Annotated in this window: 17 protein-coding genes; 6 read left to right on the top strand and 11 right to left on the bottom strand. The window is 72.9% G+C overall.

Annotated elements, in window-relative coordinates; all coding sequences use genetic code 11:
- The 6 genes from AB0M83_RS33815 to AB0M83_RS33790 form a co-directional block, all read right to left on the bottom strand.
- Positions 1-682: TIGR04222 domain-containing membrane protein (locus tag AB0M83_RS33815; RefSeq protein WP_364523248.1), on the bottom strand; the 682-nt coding region annotated here is incomplete at its 3' end.
- Between the two features lie 66 nt (positions 683-748).
- Positions 749-1,657 (bottom strand): TIGR04222 domain-containing membrane protein, encoded by a 909-nt coding sequence (locus tag AB0M83_RS33810; RefSeq protein ID WP_364523246.1) that lies wholly within the window; start codon positions 1,655-1,657, stop codon positions 749-751.
- A gap of 74 nt (positions 1,658-1,731) precedes the next feature.
- Positions 1,732-2,154, bottom strand: a complete 423-nt coding sequence (gene msrB, locus AB0M83_RS33805; protein ID WP_364523244.1) for a peptide-methionine (R)-S-oxide reductase MsrB — start codon at positions 2,152-2,154, stop codon at positions 1,732-1,734.
- A gap of 19 nt (positions 2,155-2,173) precedes the next feature.
- Entirely contained in the window at positions 2,174-2,479 is a 306-nt protein-coding gene (locus AB0M83_RS33800) for a hypothetical protein (protein ID WP_285483171.1), read from the bottom strand.
- A gap of 53 nt (positions 2,480-2,532) precedes the next feature.
- Positions 2,533-4,185, bottom strand: coding sequence for a protein kinase (locus tag AB0M83_RS33795; protein ID WP_364523256.1), 1,653 nt, complete (start codon positions 4,183-4,185; stop codon positions 2,533-2,535).
- A 118-nt stretch (positions 4,186-4,303) separates the two neighbouring features.
- Entirely contained in the window at positions 4,304-4,978 is a 675-nt protein-coding gene (locus AB0M83_RS33790) for a TVP38/TMEM64 family protein (protein WP_364523242.1), read from the bottom strand.
- Positions 4,979-5,173: 195 nt separating this feature from the next.
- On the opposite strand from AB0M83_RS33790, the gene AB0M83_RS33785 reads away from it, so the two are divergent.
- From AB0M83_RS33785 to AB0M83_RS33775, 3 genes are all read left to right on the top strand, one after another.
- Positions 5,174-6,193 carry a DNA polymerase domain-containing protein gene (locus AB0M83_RS33785; protein ID WP_364523240.1) on the top strand — a complete coding sequence of 340 codons (1,020 nt, stop codon included), beginning with the start codon at positions 5,174-5,176 and terminating at the stop codon, positions 6,191-6,193.
- Positions 6,194-6,441: 248 nt separating this feature from the next.
- Positions 6,442-6,834, top strand: a complete 393-nt coding sequence (locus AB0M83_RS33780; RefSeq protein ID WP_155542325.1) for a DUF6221 family protein — start codon at positions 6,442-6,444, stop codon at positions 6,832-6,834.
- A 36-nt stretch (positions 6,835-6,870) separates the two neighbouring features.
- A complete protein-coding gene (locus tag AB0M83_RS33775; RefSeq protein ID WP_364523238.1) occupies positions 6,871-7,863 on the top strand; it encodes an MsnO8 family LLM class oxidoreductase in 993 nt (330 codons plus the stop codon).
- A gap of 61 nt (positions 7,864-7,924) precedes the next feature.
- Here AB0M83_RS33775 and AB0M83_RS33770 read toward each other — a convergent pair whose 3' ends face one another.
- Together AB0M83_RS33770 and AB0M83_RS33765 are read right to left on the bottom strand one after the other, a co-directional pair.
- A complete protein-coding gene (locus AB0M83_RS33770) occupies positions 7,925-8,581 on the bottom strand; it encodes a maleylpyruvate isomerase N-terminal domain-containing protein (RefSeq protein WP_364523236.1) in 657 nt (218 codons plus the stop codon).
- Between the two features lie 19 nt (positions 8,582-8,600).
- On the bottom strand, positions 8,601-10,154 hold the full coding sequence (locus AB0M83_RS33765) for a helix-turn-helix domain-containing protein (protein WP_364523254.1): 1,554 nt from the start codon (positions 10,152-10,154) through the stop codon (positions 8,601-8,603).
- Positions 10,155-10,266: 112 nt separating this feature from the next.
- On the opposite strand from AB0M83_RS33765, the gene pruA reads away from it, so the two are divergent.
- Both pruA and AB0M83_RS33755 read left to right on the top strand, forming a co-directional pair.
- Positions 10,267-11,895 carry an L-glutamate gamma-semialdehyde dehydrogenase gene (pruA, locus tag AB0M83_RS33760; protein ID WP_364523234.1) on the top strand — a complete coding sequence of 543 codons (1,629 nt, stop codon included), beginning with the start codon at positions 10,267-10,269 and terminating at the stop codon, positions 11,893-11,895.
- Positions 11,896-11,907: 12 nt separating this feature from the next.
- The gene (locus AB0M83_RS33755; RefSeq protein ID WP_364523232.1) at positions 11,908-12,837 is read left to right on the top strand and encodes a proline dehydrogenase family protein; all 930 of its coding nucleotides are present in this window, start codon (positions 11,908-11,910) and stop codon (positions 12,835-12,837) included.
- Between the two features lie 48 nt (positions 12,838-12,885).
- Here the strand turns inward: AB0M83_RS33755 and AB0M83_RS33750 are convergent, their stop codons facing one another.
- Positions 12,886-13,257, bottom strand: coding sequence for a thioredoxin family protein (locus tag AB0M83_RS33750; protein ID WP_093951826.1), 372 nt, complete (start codon positions 13,255-13,257; stop codon positions 12,886-12,888).
- A gap of 83 nt (positions 13,258-13,340) precedes the next feature.
- On the opposite strand from AB0M83_RS33750, the gene AB0M83_RS33745 reads away from it, so the two are divergent.
- The gene (locus tag AB0M83_RS33745) at positions 13,341-13,583 is read left to right on the top strand and encodes a DUF2630 family protein (RefSeq protein WP_013224533.1); all 243 of its coding nucleotides are present in this window, start codon (positions 13,341-13,343) and stop codon (positions 13,581-13,583) included.
- A gap of 107 nt (positions 13,584-13,690) precedes the next feature.
- On the opposite strand, the gene AB0M83_RS33740 is transcribed toward AB0M83_RS33745, so the two are convergent.
- Both AB0M83_RS33740 and AB0M83_RS33735 read right to left on the bottom strand, forming a co-directional pair.
- A complete protein-coding gene (locus AB0M83_RS33740) occupies positions 13,691-15,268 on the bottom strand; it encodes an alpha/beta hydrolase (RefSeq protein ID WP_364523229.1) in 1,578 nt (525 codons plus the stop codon).
- Between the two features lie 39 nt (positions 15,269-15,307).
- Complete coding sequence (locus AB0M83_RS33735) at positions 15,308-16,387, bottom strand: ATP-dependent DNA ligase (protein WP_364523227.1); 1,080 nt, start codon at positions 16,385-16,387, stop codon at positions 15,308-15,310.
- Between the last annotated feature and the right edge of the window lie 17 nt (positions 16,388-16,404).

The raw sequence follows: 16,404 nt of genomic DNA, 5'->3' as shown, positions 1-16,404 counted from the left end.
GCATCCCGGCCGGCACCGGCCCGCTCGCCGCGGAGCGTGCCTGGCCGAGCAGGCGGCGGCCCGCGCCCGACGGCTGCCGGGGCCCGGTCTTCGACCGGCGGACCGCGGCCACGATCGTCAGCACGGCCGCGATGAGCACCAGGAACACCAGGACGCCCACCGGACGGCCTAGTGAGATGCCGTTGACCAGCCGGACGACGCCCAGCACCAGCACGGCCAGCTGCAGGACGAGCCCGAACGTCCGCGACCGCCGCTTGGCCGCCGCCGAAGCCAGCAACCCCCGCTGGTCGAGGCTCTCTTCCAGAGCGCGCATCGCCGCGGAGCCGCGGACCTTCGCGCGGATCGTCGAGGTCGTCTTCAGCTTCGCCACATCGGCGACCGCCCGCTCCAGCGGGTCGACCGGCCGCGTCCCGGCCTTGCTGATCTGCCGGTAGCTGTTCACCCGCAGCTGGCCGCGCTCCACCAGCGCCGCGATCGCGGTGTCGACCGCGCGGTCGGGCCCGCCGGCCAGGAAGGCCAGCTCGTAGACCGTCGGCGGCGGGCCGGGCTGCTCGTGGTCCGCCCGCAGCGCCCGGCTCGCGGCGACGCCGGCGACGATGACCCGGATCAGCAGCACCGCGCCGAGCAGTGCGATGTAGAGGACCACGAAATCCGGTCCGGAGATGCCCCACGGGTCGGCCATCGCCCGTCTCCCCTCACTGAGTTGCGGTTACCGTAGCTGTCAGACGCGAGCGGTCGCGTCGGCGTTTCAACCGCCGCAACCCCCGCCGCCACCGCCACCGCAGCCGCCGCCACCCCCGCCGCCGCAGGAGCTGCCGCCACCGCCGCAGGAGCTGCCGCCGTAGTAGCCGGCGACCCCGCCGCCCCCGGCCGCCGCCCACCGGCCGCGGCGGCTGTACTGGCGGGTGGCCGAGACGACCGTGGAGCGGCTGACGGCCAGCCGGACGTCCTTGTCGGGGTGGCTGTCGAACCCGCCGGCCGCGACCGCGCCCGCCGAGCCGGCCGTCAGCACGCCGGCGCGCTCGGCTTCGCGGGCCGCGGCGCGCCCGGCGGAGGTGGCCTTGACCTCGGGCGCGTTCGCGGCGCGGGTCGTGACGAAGATGGCCGCGACCAGGCCCAGCAGCAGCAGGCCCAGCAGGAAGCCGACGGGGTGCCCGGTGGAGCTGCCGGCGATCAGGCGAACCACGCCGAACACGACCAGCGCCCAGTACACGACGGCGGTGAACACCCAGGTCAGTCGCACTTTCCGGGCGTCGACGAGCAGGCCGCGCGCGATCAGCCCGTTCTCCAGGTCGACCAGCGCCGGGTGGTGCCGCACCTCGCGGCGCACCGAGTCGACGGCGGTGCCGGTTTTGCTGATCCGCGCGAGCGCCGATCGGCCCAGGTCGTCCGCGTCGCTGCCCCGGACGCGGTGCACCCGGCCGGTGCCGTCCATCCGGATGGTCTGACGCTCCAGCAGCCGGGCGACGACGAACTCGCCGGCCCGCGCGCGCCCGCCGGTCAGGAGGGCCAGCTCTTCGGCACGCTCCGGGACGCCGCCCGCGCGGCCGCGCCGCAGCAGCAGGGTTCGCACCGCGGCGTAGCCCGCGGGCAGAAGCAGCAGGCCCAGGTAGAGGCCCGCGAACAACGGGCCGGGAATGCTCCAGGTGTCGGTCATGATGCCGCCCTCCCTCGTCCGTGTGCGGAGACTACGTTCGAGGAAGGGCGGCGGGTTGCCGGCTTAAGGCAGATTTAGGACTGGGGTACCAGTTTCAGGGAAATCGAGTTGATGCAGTAGCGCTGGTCGGTCGGGGTCGGGTAGCCCTCGCCCTCGAAGACGTGCCCGAGGTGGCTGTGGCAGGAGCCGCAGAGCACCTCGATGCGCTTCATGCCCATGGTGCGGTCTTCGCGCAGCAGCACGGCGTCGGAGTCGGCGGGGTCGTAGAACGACGGCCAGCCGCAGTGGCTCTCGAACTTCGTGTCGCTGCGGAACAGCTCGGCACCGCACGCACGGCACTCGTAGACGCCGGTGGTCTTGGTGTCGGTGTACTCACCGGTGAACGGCCGTTCGGTGCCGGCCTGGCGGAGCACGGCGTACTCCTCCGGGCCCAGCTCCGCCCGCCATTCCTGCTCGGACTTCACGACGCGTGGGGTGGCGCCGACAACGGGTTTCATACCTTTCACCCGTTCCACGTTACGCCGCGAGCCACGCCAGGGCGTGCACCACGATGTCCCATGCGGCGACTATCACGCCGAGCACGATGAGCACCACGATCAGGGCCGACACCCAGTACCGGAGCCCGCCGAGGCGGTTGCTGGAATCGGCGAAGTCGGACACGCCGTCCAGCGCGGCTTCGATGGTGTAGTTGGGACCGGAACGCTCGATCCGGTCGAGGTGCTCGGCGAACGCGCGCGCCTCCGGGTCGTACGGGTCCAGGCCGACCAGATCCTCGTGGAACCGAGGATTCTGGCCCGGCAGCGAAGCTCCGTTGTCGGCCATGCTTCCACGGTAGGCCATCGGCGCCCGTCAGCCCACCAGCGGCGCGTTAAGTCTCAGAGACCGGTGTCGGGGTTCGCGTCGAGCTTCGTGTTGCTGTCGATCAGCAGCTGCCCGCCGACTAGCACGATGTGGTACTTCCGGCGGGAGCCGTTGAGCTCCATCGTCAGGTCCAGCGAGCCGTCGCTCCCGCTGCCCGCCGCCGTGGCCGATCTCCAGCCGCTGAGGTCGCCCTTGTGGGCGCCCCAGTAGGACCTGTATTCGTCCTGCGAGCCGTAGACCGCCTGGGCGGCGGGCGTGAGATAACTCCAGCCGTTCTCGACGTTCGGGTAGTAGGTGTTGGCGAGCAACTGGCCGGCCTGCTGGTAGCTCGTGATCTTGCCCTCGGACGGCGTCTGGCCCAGCTTGGCGGACGCGGGAGCGTCGTCCGAGCTGCTGGGCTTCGGCGACGACTGCCCGGTGGTGGGCCGGCTCGGCGACTGGGCGTTCGTGGTGCCGCCTGTGCCGCCGCTGCCCCCGGAGTTCGCCACGAGGAACACGATCACCGCGAGCACGACGACCGCGGCGCCCGCGCCGGCGAAGATCGCGTACTTGCGCTTGTTGTCCGGCTTCGAGGGGGCGGACGAGTACTGCGGGGCCCTGGCCGTGGGCGCGGCCGCGGGCATCGGTCTGGGCGGGGTGTTCGGCGGCGCGGCCGGGGACCGCATCGGCATGAACGCCGCGGTCGGGCGCGGCGGGTTCGACGGCGCCTTGCCCGCGGGCACCGGCGTGCCGACCGGCGGGGACGACGGCGCCGGCTGGTCGGTGCGCTGCCACGGCGGGCGGCCGCCGCTCTCGGCGGGTGCGGCGGGCTTGCGGCCCCCGCCACCCGAGAGCAGCGGCGGTGACGCCGACATGCCGCCCGGCTCGGTGCGGGCCAGCGCGGCCAGCCGCTCCCGGGCCTCGGCCATGCTGGGGCGCTCGCCCGGCTCGCTGCGCAGCAGGCTCATCAGCAGCGCGGTGGCCGCGCCCGCCTGCACCGGCGGGTTGATCTGGCCGTTCGCCGCCGCGTAGAGCAGCGCGAGCTGGTTGGTGGTGTTGCCGTACGGCGTGGTGCCTTCGATCGCCTGGTAGAGGGTCGCGCCGAGGGCGAAGACGTCGGAACTGGGCACCGGGTCGGCGCCGCGGGCCAGCTCGGGTGCCAGGTAGGCGGGGGTGCCGCCGATCAGGCCGGTGGCCGTCAGCGTCATGTCGCCGGCCGCGCGCGAGATGCCGAAGTCGGTGATCTTCGCGGTGCCGGTCTCGTCGATGAGGATGTTGCCCGGCTTGACGTCGCGGTGGACGATCCCGGCGCGGTGCGCGGCCACCAGGGCGGACGCCACCTGCTCGCCGATGCGCGCGATCCGGCCGAGCGGGAGCGTGCCCTCCTGGGCGAGGATCGTGGAGAGGCTGGGCCCGTTGAGGTACTCCATCACCAGGCACGGGTCGCCGTTGTGCTCGGCGATGTCGAACACCACGATCGCGTTCGGGTGCTGGAACCGGGCCGCGTTCTTCGCCTCGCGCATCGCGCGCTGGCGCATGTTGTCGCGCTCGGTCTCGGACACGCCCGGCTGGGGGAGGATCTGCTTGATCGCGACGTCGCGCTCGAGGCGCACGTCGGTGGCGCGCCACACGACTCCCATGGCACCGCTACCAATGTGCTCGACGAGGCGGTAGTGCCCCGCGATCAGCTGACCGGTGTCGATGGCGACTGCTCCTGACGAAATTCCCGGTGATGGTGGCCCTGCTCAGCGCGTTTCCGCTTCGCGCACCCGATCGAGTGTAGCGGTCGGCCTTGTGCTGTTCGCGTCAGCCAGCCGGTCCGGCGGGCTCCGGTTCGGGCACCGGTCCCGCCGGGACCCGTTTCCGGAACACCCTGACCAGTCCGATCGCCCCGGCCAGCGCGAACGCGCCGTAGCAGGCGAGCAGCGCGGGCGGCGTGTCGCCGGTGAGGGCGTCGCCGAGGACGACCACGGCGACGGTGCCCGGCACGCTGCCGAGCAGCGTACCGGCCAGGTACGGGGCCGGTCGCACGGACGACACGCCGCACAGGTAGCTGAACGGCGCGAACGGCACCACCGGGATGAGCCGCAGCGAGGTGATCGCGAGGACGCCGCCGTCGGAGAGCCGGTCGTTGACCTTCCGGACGGCGGACCGGTGCAGGTGCCGGGTGACCAGGTCGCGGCCGAGCAGCCGGGCCAGGCCGAAGGACAGGCCGGCCGCGATGGTGGTGGCGACCAGGCCGATGGCGATCCCGGCCGCGGTGCCGACCAGCAGGCCGGCGGCCAGGTTGAAGACGGTGCGCGGGATCGGCGCGACGGTGAGCAGCGAGTACGCCACGAGCAGCACGAGCGGGGTGGCGGGCCCGGTCGCGGCGGCCCAGGCGCGGAGCTCGGCGGGCCCGGGGATCGGCACCAGCACCACGGCCGCCACGAAGAGGGCGGCCACGGCGAGCGCGACGATCAGCTTGGTGCGGCCGGACACCCGCTCCAGCCTACCGGCGGTCCTGCGCGGGCCTTCGCCACGTCCGGTGTCGCTCGCCGGATGTCTTGAATGAGTCATTCAGGTCACCGGAGGTCCTGAATGACTCATTCAAGACGCTTGGGCCGGGAGCCGCGCGGGAGCCGCCGGGCAGGTTCGCGGGGGCCGGGCGGCGCGATCACCGCTAGCGTGCACCGCATGCCCAAGCACGGTGACCCGGTCGAGTACGAGGTGGGCGGGCGCACCGTCCGCGTCTCGAGCCCGGACAAGGTGTACTTCCCCCAGCGCGGCATCACCAAGCGGCAGGTCGTCGAGCACTACATCGCCGTCGGCGCGCCGCTGCTGCGGGCGATCGGCGAGCGGCCGACCACGCTGAAGCGCTACGTCGACGGCGTCGAGGGCGAGTGGTTCTACGCCAAGCGCGTGCCCAAGGGCGCGCCGGACTGGCTCGAGACCGCCGAGATCACTTTCCCGTCGGGCCGCAAGGCCGCCGAGGTGTGCCCGACCGAGCCGGCCGTCTTCGCCTGGGCGGCCAACCTGGGGACGTTCGACTTCCACCCGTGGCCGGTCCGCCGCGCCGACGTGGACCACCCGGACGAGCTGCGCATCGACGTCGACCCGCCGGACCGGGCCGGGTTCGCCGACGCGGTCGAGGTCGCGCAGGTGGTCCGCGAGGTGCTGGCGGACGCGGGGCTGACGGGCTACCCGAAGACCTCCGGCGGCCGCGGGGTGCACGTGCTGGTGCGGATCCGGCCGGAGTGGGACTTCGTCGAGGTCCGCCACGCGGTGATCGCGCTGGGCCGCGAGGTCGAGCGGCGGATCCCGGAGAAGGCGACGATCGCGTGGTGGAAGGAGGAGCGCGGCGGCCGCGTGTTCCTGGACTACAACCAGGCGGCGCGCGACCGCACGGTGGCGTCGAGCTGGTCGGTCCGCGGCACCACGCGCGCCACGGTGTCGACGCCGTTGACGTGGGACCTGCTGCCGGAGGTCGACGCGGACGACTTCGACGTGCTGACGATCCCGGCGTTCCTGGCCGCCCACGGCGACCTGCACGAGGCGATGGACGCGGAGGCGTTCGGCCTGGAGACGGCGCTGGAGTGGTACGAACGCGACCTGCGCGACCACGGGCTGGGGGACATGCCGTACCCGCCGGACTACCCGAAGATGCCGGGGGAGCCCAAGCGGGTCCAGCCCAGCAAGGCGCGGCCGGAGGCGTGACTGTGCGCGGCCCCACACGGGTGCCGCGGGCCACTTCCGCACCCGAGAACTCGTCAAAGGCTTAATCGAAACTGCACACCGGAAAACGCGGAGTGATCAGTTCGCTGCCCGCTGTCGCCTTTCGGGTCACAAATGGCGTACGGCCGCCTCGGTGGTCTCGACCACCGGCTCCGACGGCGTAACGTGCGTTCCCGGATCGACGACTCCCCGGCAGACATGTCCTGGGGCGAGTTCGAGGGAGGCCCTCAGTGGACGACCTGATCGCTTTCCTCGCCGCGCGCGTGGGCGCGCGGCAGGCGATGATCATGCAGGCCGTCAACAAGGCCAAGGCCGGTGACGCCATGAACCGCGGCGAGACGAAGGTCGCCGTGGAGCAGAAGATCCGGGGGCTGACCGACCTGGATCTCGACGCGGTCAACCAGATGATCAACGAGATCGAGGCGACCCGGCGGATCCTGCTCGCGCACCGCACCACGGTGTCGGAGAAGGTGCCCGGCTTTCCGCTCTACGGCAGCGAATACTGGTGTGAGACCTGCCACGTGCCCGCCGACGAGGCCGGCTCCAACTGGTGCCTCACGCTGCGCCTGCTGGCCCTGCCCTACACCGACCACCCGGACTACAGCGAGCGCTGGCGCCCCTGACGGGAATCCCGTCCCGCGCCGGGCGTTGCACCCGGGGTGAAGCTTTCCGTGCTCGACCGCTCGCCGGTGCGGCGTGACGGCGGGACCGCGCGGGCGCTGAGGGACACCGTCGCGTTCGCCGCCGACGTCGAACGGCTGGGCTACCACCGGTTCTGGGTTTCCGAGCACCACGGCGTGCCCGGGGTCGCCGGGTCCGCGCCGACCGTGCTGGCCGCCGCCGTCGCGGCCGCGACGAGCCGGATCCGCGTCGGCACCGGGGGCGTCATGCTGCCGAACCACCGGCCGCTGGTCGTCGCCGAGCAGTTCGGTGTCCTGGAAGCGCTGCACCCGGGCCGGATCGACATGGGGCTGGGCCGCTCGGTCGGCTTCACCGGCGGTGTCCGCGAGGCGCTCGGGCACGGCAAGGAGGCCGCCGACGACTTCGGCGCGCAGGTGCGGGAGCTCCTCGGGTTCTTCACCGGCGAGCACGCCTATCCGGGCGTCCACGCCTACCCCGCCGAGGGGCTGCGCGTGCCGCCGTTCCTGCTGGCCACGGGGTCCGGCGCCGACCTCGCCGCGGAGCTCGGGCTGCCGCTGGTGATCGCGCCCGTCCGCGGTGAACGCGCCCTGACCGAAGCCGTGACGCGCTACCGCGACGGCTTCCGGCCGTCGGAGTGGACGCGGGAGCCGTACGTCGTGGTGTCGTCGGCGATCGCCGTCGCGGACTCGGCGGCCGACGCGCGCCGCCTGCTCGTCTCGGAAGCGTGGGCGACGGTGTATTCGCGCTCCCACGGCGTCTTCCCGCCGCTGTCGCCACCCGCGGAGGTCCTGGCGCTGCCGATGACCGACCGCGAGCGCCGGCGCCTCGAGGAGACCCTGGACGGCCAGATTTCGGGGACGCCGGGCGAAGTGGCGGACCGCCTGGGCGCGCTCGTCGCGGCCGCGGGCGCCGACGAAGTCCTCGCGACGACGGCCGCCTACGACCAATCCGCGCGGCTCGATTCTTTCGCCGCGCTCGCCGGACTGGCCGATCTTCCCGCGCTTGCGTGAGCCGATTTCCCGATACCCGGATATCGCGTCGAAGAATTACCGGCGGGGCAATTCCCTGAGCTCACCCGAGAATGAACGGCAGCCGCGTGAACAGGTCGCCCAAGGCCTCGCGCTCGGCGTCCGTCGGGGAGCGGCGGCCCGTCGCCACCAGCAGCACGTCCGGGTCGGAGAACGACGGCGGGAAGTGCGCCCCCGCGATCTTCTCCAGCATCGACCGCGTCCGCGCCAAGCCTTCGGCCGGCGGTCCCGGCGCCGAAGGCACGTGGGCCACCAGGTCCAGGTGGTGCAAGGTCCACTCCAGCACGTACGCGGAGAGGTAGTCGCCCGCGGTGAGCACCATGTCCTGCGTCGCCACCCGCATCCCCGGGTCGGCCAGGCCGGCCGCGCGGCCCGCCGCCGCGCCGACGTCGTCGAGGTGGAACTTCAGCAGCGCCGGGTCCTCGTACGCCGCCGCCAGGCGGACGATCAGCGCGTCCAGCGGATCGTCGCCGGAGGGCGGTTCGGAAGCCACCGCCCAGTAGGTCACCGCGTCGTGCGTCACCGCCGAGGAAGCCGGCGTCACCAGCGTGATCAGGACGTCCTGGGCGTCGATCACCAGGTGGCACACCAGGTCCCGGACCAGCCACCCCCGGCAGCCGGACGGCTTCGCGAAGTCGTCGTCGGGCAGGGCGGCGACCGCGGCCCGCAACGCCGCCCACGTGCGCGAGAAGAGATCCACGCCGGCGAAGCTAGCAGGATCAGAGCCGCAGCTGCAGCTGAGTGAGGATGCGCTGGGCCGGGTCCTCGAAGTCCACTCCGGACACTTCGGCGGCGCGCCGGACGCGGTAGCGGACGGTGTTGGGGTGGATGTTCAGGACCCGGGCCGCCGCGCGGACGTCGCCGAACGCGTCGAGCCACGCCAGGACCGCCGGGACCAGGATCCCGCCGTGCTCGGTGTCGTGCTCCACCAGCGACGTCAGCCGCGGGTCGCGGATGCGCGGCTGCCCGCCCAGGAACGCCAGCACCTCCGACAGCAGCACCTCGGCGCGGACGTCGGCGAGCGAGGCGACGTCGGCCGGCCAGTGCCCGCGGGCCATCGCCGCCAGGACGCGGTCGGCGTCGCCCCGGGACGCGGCCGCGTCCGACAGCCGCGGGACCACGCCGCCGAGCGCCGCCCGCACCGGGACGTCCAGGTGCCGTCGCGCGGTGCCGACGATCTCCCGGGCCAGCGCCAGCACCGCCGCGTCCGAGTGCTCGGGCAGGTCCGGCAGCAGCGCGTAGACGCGGCCGCCGATCACGCTCACCAGCGCGCTGCGCCGGTAGGCCGCCGTGTGGACGGCGATCAGGTGGACCAGTTCGGCCCGGCGCAGCTGCCGGTTGTCCGATCGCTCCAGCGAAAACGCCAGGACCTGCGCGGGCCGGGCCGGGTCGGCGCCGATGTCGTCCGCGACGGACTCCGCGTCCAGCCGCCCTTCCAGCAGGCTCGCCAGGAGATCTTCCCGCAGCCGCAGCTCTGGGCTGGGCAGCGTGCGGGCGCGGATCAGCTGCGGCGCGAGGGTGCGGCTGGCGCCGAGCAGGGCCGTCTCGGCGCGTTCGGTGAGCGGCTGGGCGCCTTCCTGGACCCAGATCGTGCCGAGCGGCTGCTTGCCCGCGTGGATGCCCGCCGCGATGCGCCGGCGGATGCCCAGCTCCGGTCGTTCGTCGATCCGGACGATCCCCTCGCCGGCGCGAAGCCGCTGGTAAACACCCCATTCGCGCAGCATCGCGAGGTAGCGTTCCGGGCCTTCGCGGCCGAGGATCGACAGCCGCCGCAGCTCGTCGACCTCGTCTCCCGCCCGTGAGTACGCGAGGACGCGGTTCGCCGTGTCCTCGATGCTGACCAGGCCGCCGGTGAGCGTCGCGATCGTCTGGGCCAGGGCGAACAGGTCGCCGAGCACCTCGCCGCTGGCCGCCTCACCACCCGCGCGGGCCGCCTCGACGACCCCGCGGGCCAGCGACTCCACCTGCTCCCAGCGCGCCTCGGCGCCGACCGTGAGGAGTGCGACGCCCGCGTCGGCGGCGACGTCGGCACCCGTCGCGCCCTTGACCGCCACCGCGGCCGCCCCGCCGCGCCCGGCCGCGCGGATCGCGGGCGCCGCCGCCCGGCCGCGCGCGCCGATCACCAGCACCAGGTCGCCCGGCGAGGCTTCCAAGGGGTCTTCGGGATCGAGGATCACGACGTCGGTGACCGGGACGCCCAGGCCGTGCGGGGCCACGACGACCTCGACCAGCGGTTCCCCGAGGGTGGCCAGCACGTGGCGCAACGATGTTATCCGATCGGCCAAGGTCACCCGATTGATTTTAGCCGTTCGGACAAGCCGCCGAAGCGTGTCCGGAGTTACCGTTCGGGGCATCAGAGACGTACAGCGCTGCAGAGGAGCCGCCGTGGACGCCGTGACCCAGACCCCCGCCCCGAAGAACGAGCCGGTGCTGACGTATGCGCCGGGCAGCGCTGAGCGCGCGGAACTCGAGGGTGCGCTCAAGCGGCTGGGCCAGGCGGAACCCGTCGACCTCACGATCACCGTCGGGGGCGAGCAGCGCCTCGGCGGCGGCGAGAAGATCGAGGTCGTCCAGCCGCACAACCACCGCCACGTGCTGGGCACCATCCACAGCGCCACCCAGCAGGACACGACCGACGCCATCGCGGCGGCCGCGAAGGCCGCGCCGGAGTGGCGCGCGCTGTCCTACGACGACCGCGCCGCGATCCTGCTGCGCGCCGCCGACCTGCTGACCGGCCCCTGGCGCGCCACGCTCAACGCCGCCACCATGCTCGGCCAGTCCAAGACCGCGACCCAGGCCGAGATCGACGCCGCCTGCGAGCTCGCCGACTTCTGGCGCTTCAACGTCGAGTTCGGCCGTCGCGTGCTGACCGAGCAGCCGATCAGCTCGCCCGGCGTGTGGAACCGGCTGGAGCACCGCCCGCTCGAGGGCTTCGTCTACGCGATCACGCCGTTCAACTTCACCGCGATCGCCGGCAACCTGCCGACCGCGCCCGCGCTGATGGGCAACACCGTGCTGTGGAAGCCGTCGCCGACGCAGTCGTTCGCCGCGCACCTGACCATGCGGCTGCTCGAAGAGGCGGGCATGCCGCCGGGCGTCATCAACCTGCTGCCGGGGGACGGCAAGGCCGTCTCCGAGGTCGCCCTGACCCACCGCGACCTGGCCGGCATCCACTTCACCGGGTCCACCGCGACGTTCCAGCACCTGTGGGCCACGGTCGGCGCGAACATCGCGGGCTACCGCGGCTACCCGCGGCTGGTCGGCGAGACCGGCGGCAAGGACTTCATCGTCGCGCACCCGTCGGCCGACGTCGACGTCCTGCGCACGGCGATGGTCCGCGGCGCTTTCGAATACCAGGGCCAGAAGTGCTCCGCCGCTTCGCGCGCGTACATCCCGCGCAGCGTCTGGAACCGGCTGAAGGACGGTCTGGTCGCCGAGACCGAGGCGCTGTCCTACGGCGACGTCACCGACCTGTCGCACTTCGGCGGCGCGGTGATCGACCGGCGCGCGTTCACCAAGCACGCGGAGCTGTTCGAGCGGGTCAAGAACGACCCTTCGGTGGAGGTCCTCACCGGCGGCACGGCCGACGACGAAGACGGCTACTTCGTCCAGCCGACGATCCTCGTCACCGACGACCCGGCGCACGAGATCTTCAGCACCGAGTACTTCGGCCCGATCCTCGGGGTCTACGTCTACGAAGACGGCGACTTCGACGCCGTGCTCAAGCTGGTCGACGAGACCGCCGCGTACGCGCTGACCGGCGCGATCATCGCCAACGACCGCACGGCCGTGGCGAAGGCGTCCGAGGCGCTGAAGTTCACCGCCGGCAACTTCTACGTCAACGACAAGCCGACCGGGGCCGTCGTCGGCCAGCAGCCGTTCGGCGGCGCGCGGGCCTCGGGCACCAACGACAAGGCGGGTTCGATCTTCAACCTGCAGCGCTGGACGAGCCCCCGCTCCATCAAGGAGACGTTCGTCCCGCCGACCAGCGTCCGCTACCCGCACCAGGGCTGAGGGAGGTCCGTCATGTTGCGTGCCCCGTTGCTCGCCGCCGCCCGGTCGAAGGGCATCCGGCGGCTCGTCGAAGCGGTGCCGGCCACGCGATCCGTGGTGCGCCGGTTCGTCGCCGGGTCCGAGACCGCCGACGCCGTCCGCGTCGCCAGGGAACTGGCGGCGGACGGCCGGCGGATCACCCTCGACCACCTGGGCGAGGACACCACCGACGCCGCACAGGCGTCGGCCACGGTCGCGGCCTACGAGGCCGTGCTCTCGGCCCTGGCCGCGGAAGGGCTGGCCGACGGCGCGGACGTCTCGGTGAAGCTGTCGGCGGTGGGCCAGTTCCTGCCGGCGGACGGCGAGGACGTCGCCTTGGAGAACGCGCGGAAGATCTGCGCGGCGGCCGAGGCGGTCGGGGCGACCGTGACGCTCGACATGGAGGACCACACCACCACGGACTCGACGCTCGGCATCCTGCGCGAGCTGCGCGGCGAGTACCCGTGGGTCGGCGCGGTGCTGCAGGCCTACCTGCGGCGCACCGAGCAGGACTGCCGCGACCTGTCCGGGCCGGGATCGCGCGTGCGGCTGTGCAAGGGCGCGTACGCCGAGCCGGAGTCGGTGGCCTTCGCGGAGAAGTCCGAAGTGGACAAGTCCTACGTCCGCTGCCTGCGCGTGCTGATGGCCGGCCAGGGCTACCCGATGGTGGCGTCGCACGACCCGCGGATGATCGAGATCGCCGCCGCGCTGGCCGAGGAGAACGGCCGGAAGGACGACGACCACGAGTTCCAGATGCTCTACGGCATCCGGCCGGAGGAGCAGGCGCGGATCGCGGCGGCGGGCTCGCGCATGCGCGTCTACGTGCCCTACGGCGACGAGTGGTACGGCTACTTCATGCGCCGCCTGGCCGAGCGTCCGGCGAACCTGTCGTTCTTCCTGCGCGGGCTCGCGACGCGCTCCTGAACATGACGAAGGCCGCCCCGCGGGGCGGCCTTCGTCATGTGGTGGTGGTCAGGCCTGTTCGGCCTCGGCTTCGGCGGCCTTGCGCTTGACCTCGTCCATGTCGACCTCGCGAGCCTGTTTGATGAGCTCTTCGAGGGCCGGCTCGGGCAGCGCGCCCGGCTGGGCGTAGATCAGCGTCTTGTCGCGGATGATGGCCAGCGTCGGGATGGAGCGGACGTCGAAGGCGGCGGCGAGCTGCTGCTGCGCTTCGGTGTCGACGCTCGCGAACACGAGGTCGTCGTGCTTCTCGGAGGCCTTTTCGTAGACCGGCGCGAACTGACGACACGGGCCGCACCAGCTCGCCCAGAAGTCGATCAGGACGAACTCGTTGTCGTTTACCGTCTGGTCGAAGTTCTCGGCAGTCAGCTCAACGGTGCTCATGCCCTGGTCAACGAACCGGGTGCGGCGGGAATTCCCGGGTCCGGGGTAGCGTCTCCACCGAGCAACCGTACGAGGAGGAACTGATGGCCGACGGCGAAATCCTGGGCCGGATCGACGAGCTGATCGCGGAGGAGCACGAGCTCCGGTCGCGCTCGGTCGGGGTGGGGCTGAGCGGCGGCGACAAGGATCGCCTCACCGCGGTCGAGCAGCAGCTCGACCAGTGCTGGGACCTGCTCCGGCAGCGGCGCGCGAAAACCGAGTTCCACGAGAACCCGGACGAAGCCGCGGCCCGCCCGGTCTCCGAGGTCGAGTCCTACCGCCAGTAACCCGTCACTCGCGTGATCGGGTACGGAACTCGCGTGATTGAAGCCGTAACTCGCGAGATCCGGCTCCGATCACGCGAGTTCCGTCTCTGATCACGTGACTTACGGGGTCAGGCGGGGCAGAGGGTGCCGTCGGCCGGGATCTTGCCGTCCACCAGGAAGGCGCGGGCCGCGTCCGTGACGCACGGGGACCCGCCCACCGCGCCGTGGCCCGCGCCCTGCCACGTGATCGTCACCGCCGACGGCATCTGGTCCGCCGCGCGGGTGCTGCCGAGCTGGGGCGTCACCGGGTCGGCCGCGGTGGCCGCGACCAGGATCGGCGGCGCGCCCGGCCCGCCCGCCGCGGGCAGCGGCTCGGTCCGCACCGGCCACGGCCCGCACCAGGCCAGCTGCTGGGCGACGACCGCGCCGAACTGCGGGTACTTCGCCCGCATCCCGGCCACGACCTGGTCGAGCTGGTCGGCCGAGAGCCGCGTCTGGCTGTCGTTGCAGCGGGTCGCGACCGTGGCGTCGAGCCGGGACGGCTGCGCGCGCGAGTCGTGCAGCGCCGGCGTGGCGAACGCCGCCAGCGGCCTGATGTCCCCCGACCGCGCCGCCGCGATGGCGTCGGCCAGCTCCGGCCACCGCGAGCGCTGCGCCAGTCCCGAGTAGACGGCGAACATCGCCACCCCCGGCCCGAACGCGACACCGTCGTCGGTCAACGGCGCGATGTTCTGCCGCAGCTGCCCGGTGAGCGTGGCGAGGGCGGCCTTCGGGTCGCCGAGGGCGCACTTGCGCGCCGCGCAGTCCGTGGCGAAGGCGTCCAGCGTGGACTGGGCGCCGGCGGCGACCGCGTCCAGCACCGCCGCGGTGTCCGCGCCGGGGTCGGGGACGCCGTCGAGCACCATCCGGCCGACCTGCCCGGGGAAGCGCACCGCGTACTCCGCGAGGACCTTCGAGCCGTCGCCGCGCCCGAGCGCGTTCAGCCGTTCCATGCCCAGCTGCTTGCGCAGTTCGTCGAGGTCGCCGGCGGTGCGCCAGCTGTCCAGCGCGGTCTGGGAGTCGTCCAGCTCGATCGCGCACTGCTGGCCGGCCTTGCGCGCGGCGTCCAGCACGTCCTGCAGGTCGCCCTGGTCCGGGTCGGCGTCGATCAGGTCGTGCCGGATCTCGGGGGGCACGCACTGGACGGCGCCGGAGAGCCCGGTGCCGCGCCGGTCGAGGCCGATCAGCGAGAACTTCTCCAGGAACGCCGGCGGCAGCGTCGCCGCCAGCCGCGCGGCGTACACCGTGCCCGGGTCGCCGTCGACGTCGTTGACCACGACCAGCGGCACGGGCCCGTTCCCGACCTTCAGCGCCAGCAGGCGCACGACCGAACGCCGGGCCTTGCCGGGCGCGTCGAGCGGCGCGGTGACCCGCGCGCACGTGAAGTGCAGCGTGTCCGGGACGGCCGGGGTGCCGATCCGCTGCCGGGTGTCGTCGTCGCAGTCGGCCCACCGCAGCGACGGTGACTGCGGTTCGCCCAGCGGCGGCAGCGGCACCGCGGGCGTGCCCGAGGGCGACGCGGCCGTCGTCTTGCCGTCGTTCTCGACCAGGGCCGGGCGGACCGACGGCCCGGCGGCGCAGCCCGCGGCGGAGGCCAGGGCGAGCAGCGCGACCAGGAGACGGGAACGGCGGCGCACGGGCGAGGTCCTCACGTCGATCACAGGCATTGCACCGCCGAGCTTCGCACGGCCGGTGTGGGACGCGGGTTAGCGGGTCCGCACCACCTGGCCGCGGAAGACGGCGTCGAGGTCGTAGCGGGCCGGTTCCTCCAGCTGCGTGTAGTCGCACGACGCGGGTTCGCGGTCCGGGCGCCACCGCTTGAACCGCGCGTTGTGCCGGAACCGCGACGGCATCCCGCCTTCGGTGTTCTCGTAAGCGACCTCGACGACGCGCTCGGGCCGCAGCGGCACCCATTCGTGCTCGGTGGCGCGCCAGCGGGTGATGCCGCCGGGGATGCGCTGGCCTTCGCCCTGCGCGCGACCGCCCCAGGGGTGGTCCTCGCCGTCGGTGACCAGCGGCGCGAGCTCTTCGGCGAGTTCGCGGCGGCGGTCCTTGGGGAACGACCCGATGGTGCCGACGTGGTGCAGCACGCCTTGGGCGTCGTGGAGGCCGAGCAGGAACGACCCGACGAGCTCGCCGGGGCCGCCGTCGACGTGCCAGCGCAGCCCGGCCAGGACGCAGTCGGCGGTGCGCAGGTGCTTGTACTTGAGCATCACCCGCTTGCCGGGCGTGTACGGCTCGTCCAGCGGCTTGCCGATGACGCCGTCGAGGCCCGCGCCCTCGAACAGCTCGAACCAGTGCCGCGCGGTGGCGGGGTCGGTCGTGGCCGGGGTGAGCGCGAACCGGTCGCCGGCCAGCTCGACGAGCCGTTCGCGGCGGACGGACGTCGGCTCGTCGAGGAGCGGTTCGTCGTCGAGCGCGAGGACGTCGAAGGCGACGAACTCGGCGGGCTGCTCGGCCGCCAGCAGCGTGATGCGGCTTTCGGCGGGGTGGATCCGCTCGGTGAGCGCGTCGAAGTTCAGCCGGCCGCCGCGCGCGACGACGAGCTCGCCGTCCAGCACGACCCGCGGCGGCAGGGTCTCCAGCAGCCGCGCGACCGCTTCCGGGAAGTACCGGTTCAACGGCTTTTCCGCGCGGGACTGCAGGTACAGCTCGTCGCCGTCCTTGAAGACGATGCAGCGGAAGCCGTCCCACTTCGGCTCGAACAGCAGGCCACCGGAGTCCGGGATGGCCTTCGCGGGCTTGGCGAGCATCGGCTTCAGCGGCGGCCGCAGCGGTAGGGGCATGCGGGCATTCTGCGGAA

The organism is Amycolatopsis sp. NPDC051106 (assembly GCF_040682775.1).
In the GTDB taxonomy this organism is placed as follows: Bacteria; Actinomycetota; Actinomycetes; order Mycobacteriales; family Pseudonocardiaceae; genus Amycolatopsis.
Note: the sequence above shows the minus strand (reverse complement) of the source record. Positions and strands in the feature narration are given on the sequence as shown.

Bases quoted from the DNA above. Each gene is read 5' to 3' on its own strand.
- AB0M83_RS33785 (WP_364523240.1), top strand. From the start codon at position 5,174: ATGCCCAAGCACGGTGACCCGGTCGAGTACGAGGTGGGCGGGCGCACC.
- AB0M83_RS33745 (WP_013224533.1), top strand. From the start codon at position 13,341: ATGGCCGACGGCGAAATCCTGGGCCGGATCGACGAGCTGATCGCGGAG.
- AB0M83_RS33735 (WP_364523227.1), bottom strand. From the start codon at position 16,387: ATGCCCCTACCGCTGCGGCCGCCGCTGAAGCCGATGCTCGCCAAGCCC.
- AB0M83_RS33810 (WP_364523246.1), bottom strand. From the start codon at position 1,657: ATGACCGACACCTGGAGCATTCCCGGCCCGTTGTTCGCGGGCCTCTAC.
- AB0M83_RS33740 (WP_364523229.1), bottom strand. From the start codon at position 15,268: ATGCCTGTGATCGACGTGAGGACCTCGCCCGTGCGCCGCCGTTCCCGT.
- AB0M83_RS33750 (WP_093951826.1), bottom strand. From the start codon at position 13,257: ATGAGCACCGTTGAGCTGACTGCCGAGAACTTCGACCAGACGGTAAAC.
- AB0M83_RS33755 (WP_364523232.1), top strand. From the start codon at position 11,908: ATGTTGCGTGCCCCGTTGCTCGCCGCCGCCCGGTCGAAGGGCATCCGG.
- AB0M83_RS33800 (WP_285483171.1), bottom strand. From the start codon at position 2,479: ATGGCCGACAACGGAGCTTCGCTGCCGGGCCAGAATCCTCGGTTCCAC.
- msrB (WP_364523244.1), bottom strand. From the start codon at position 2,154: ATGAAACCCGTTGTCGGCGCCACCCCACGCGTCGTGAAGTCCGAGCAG.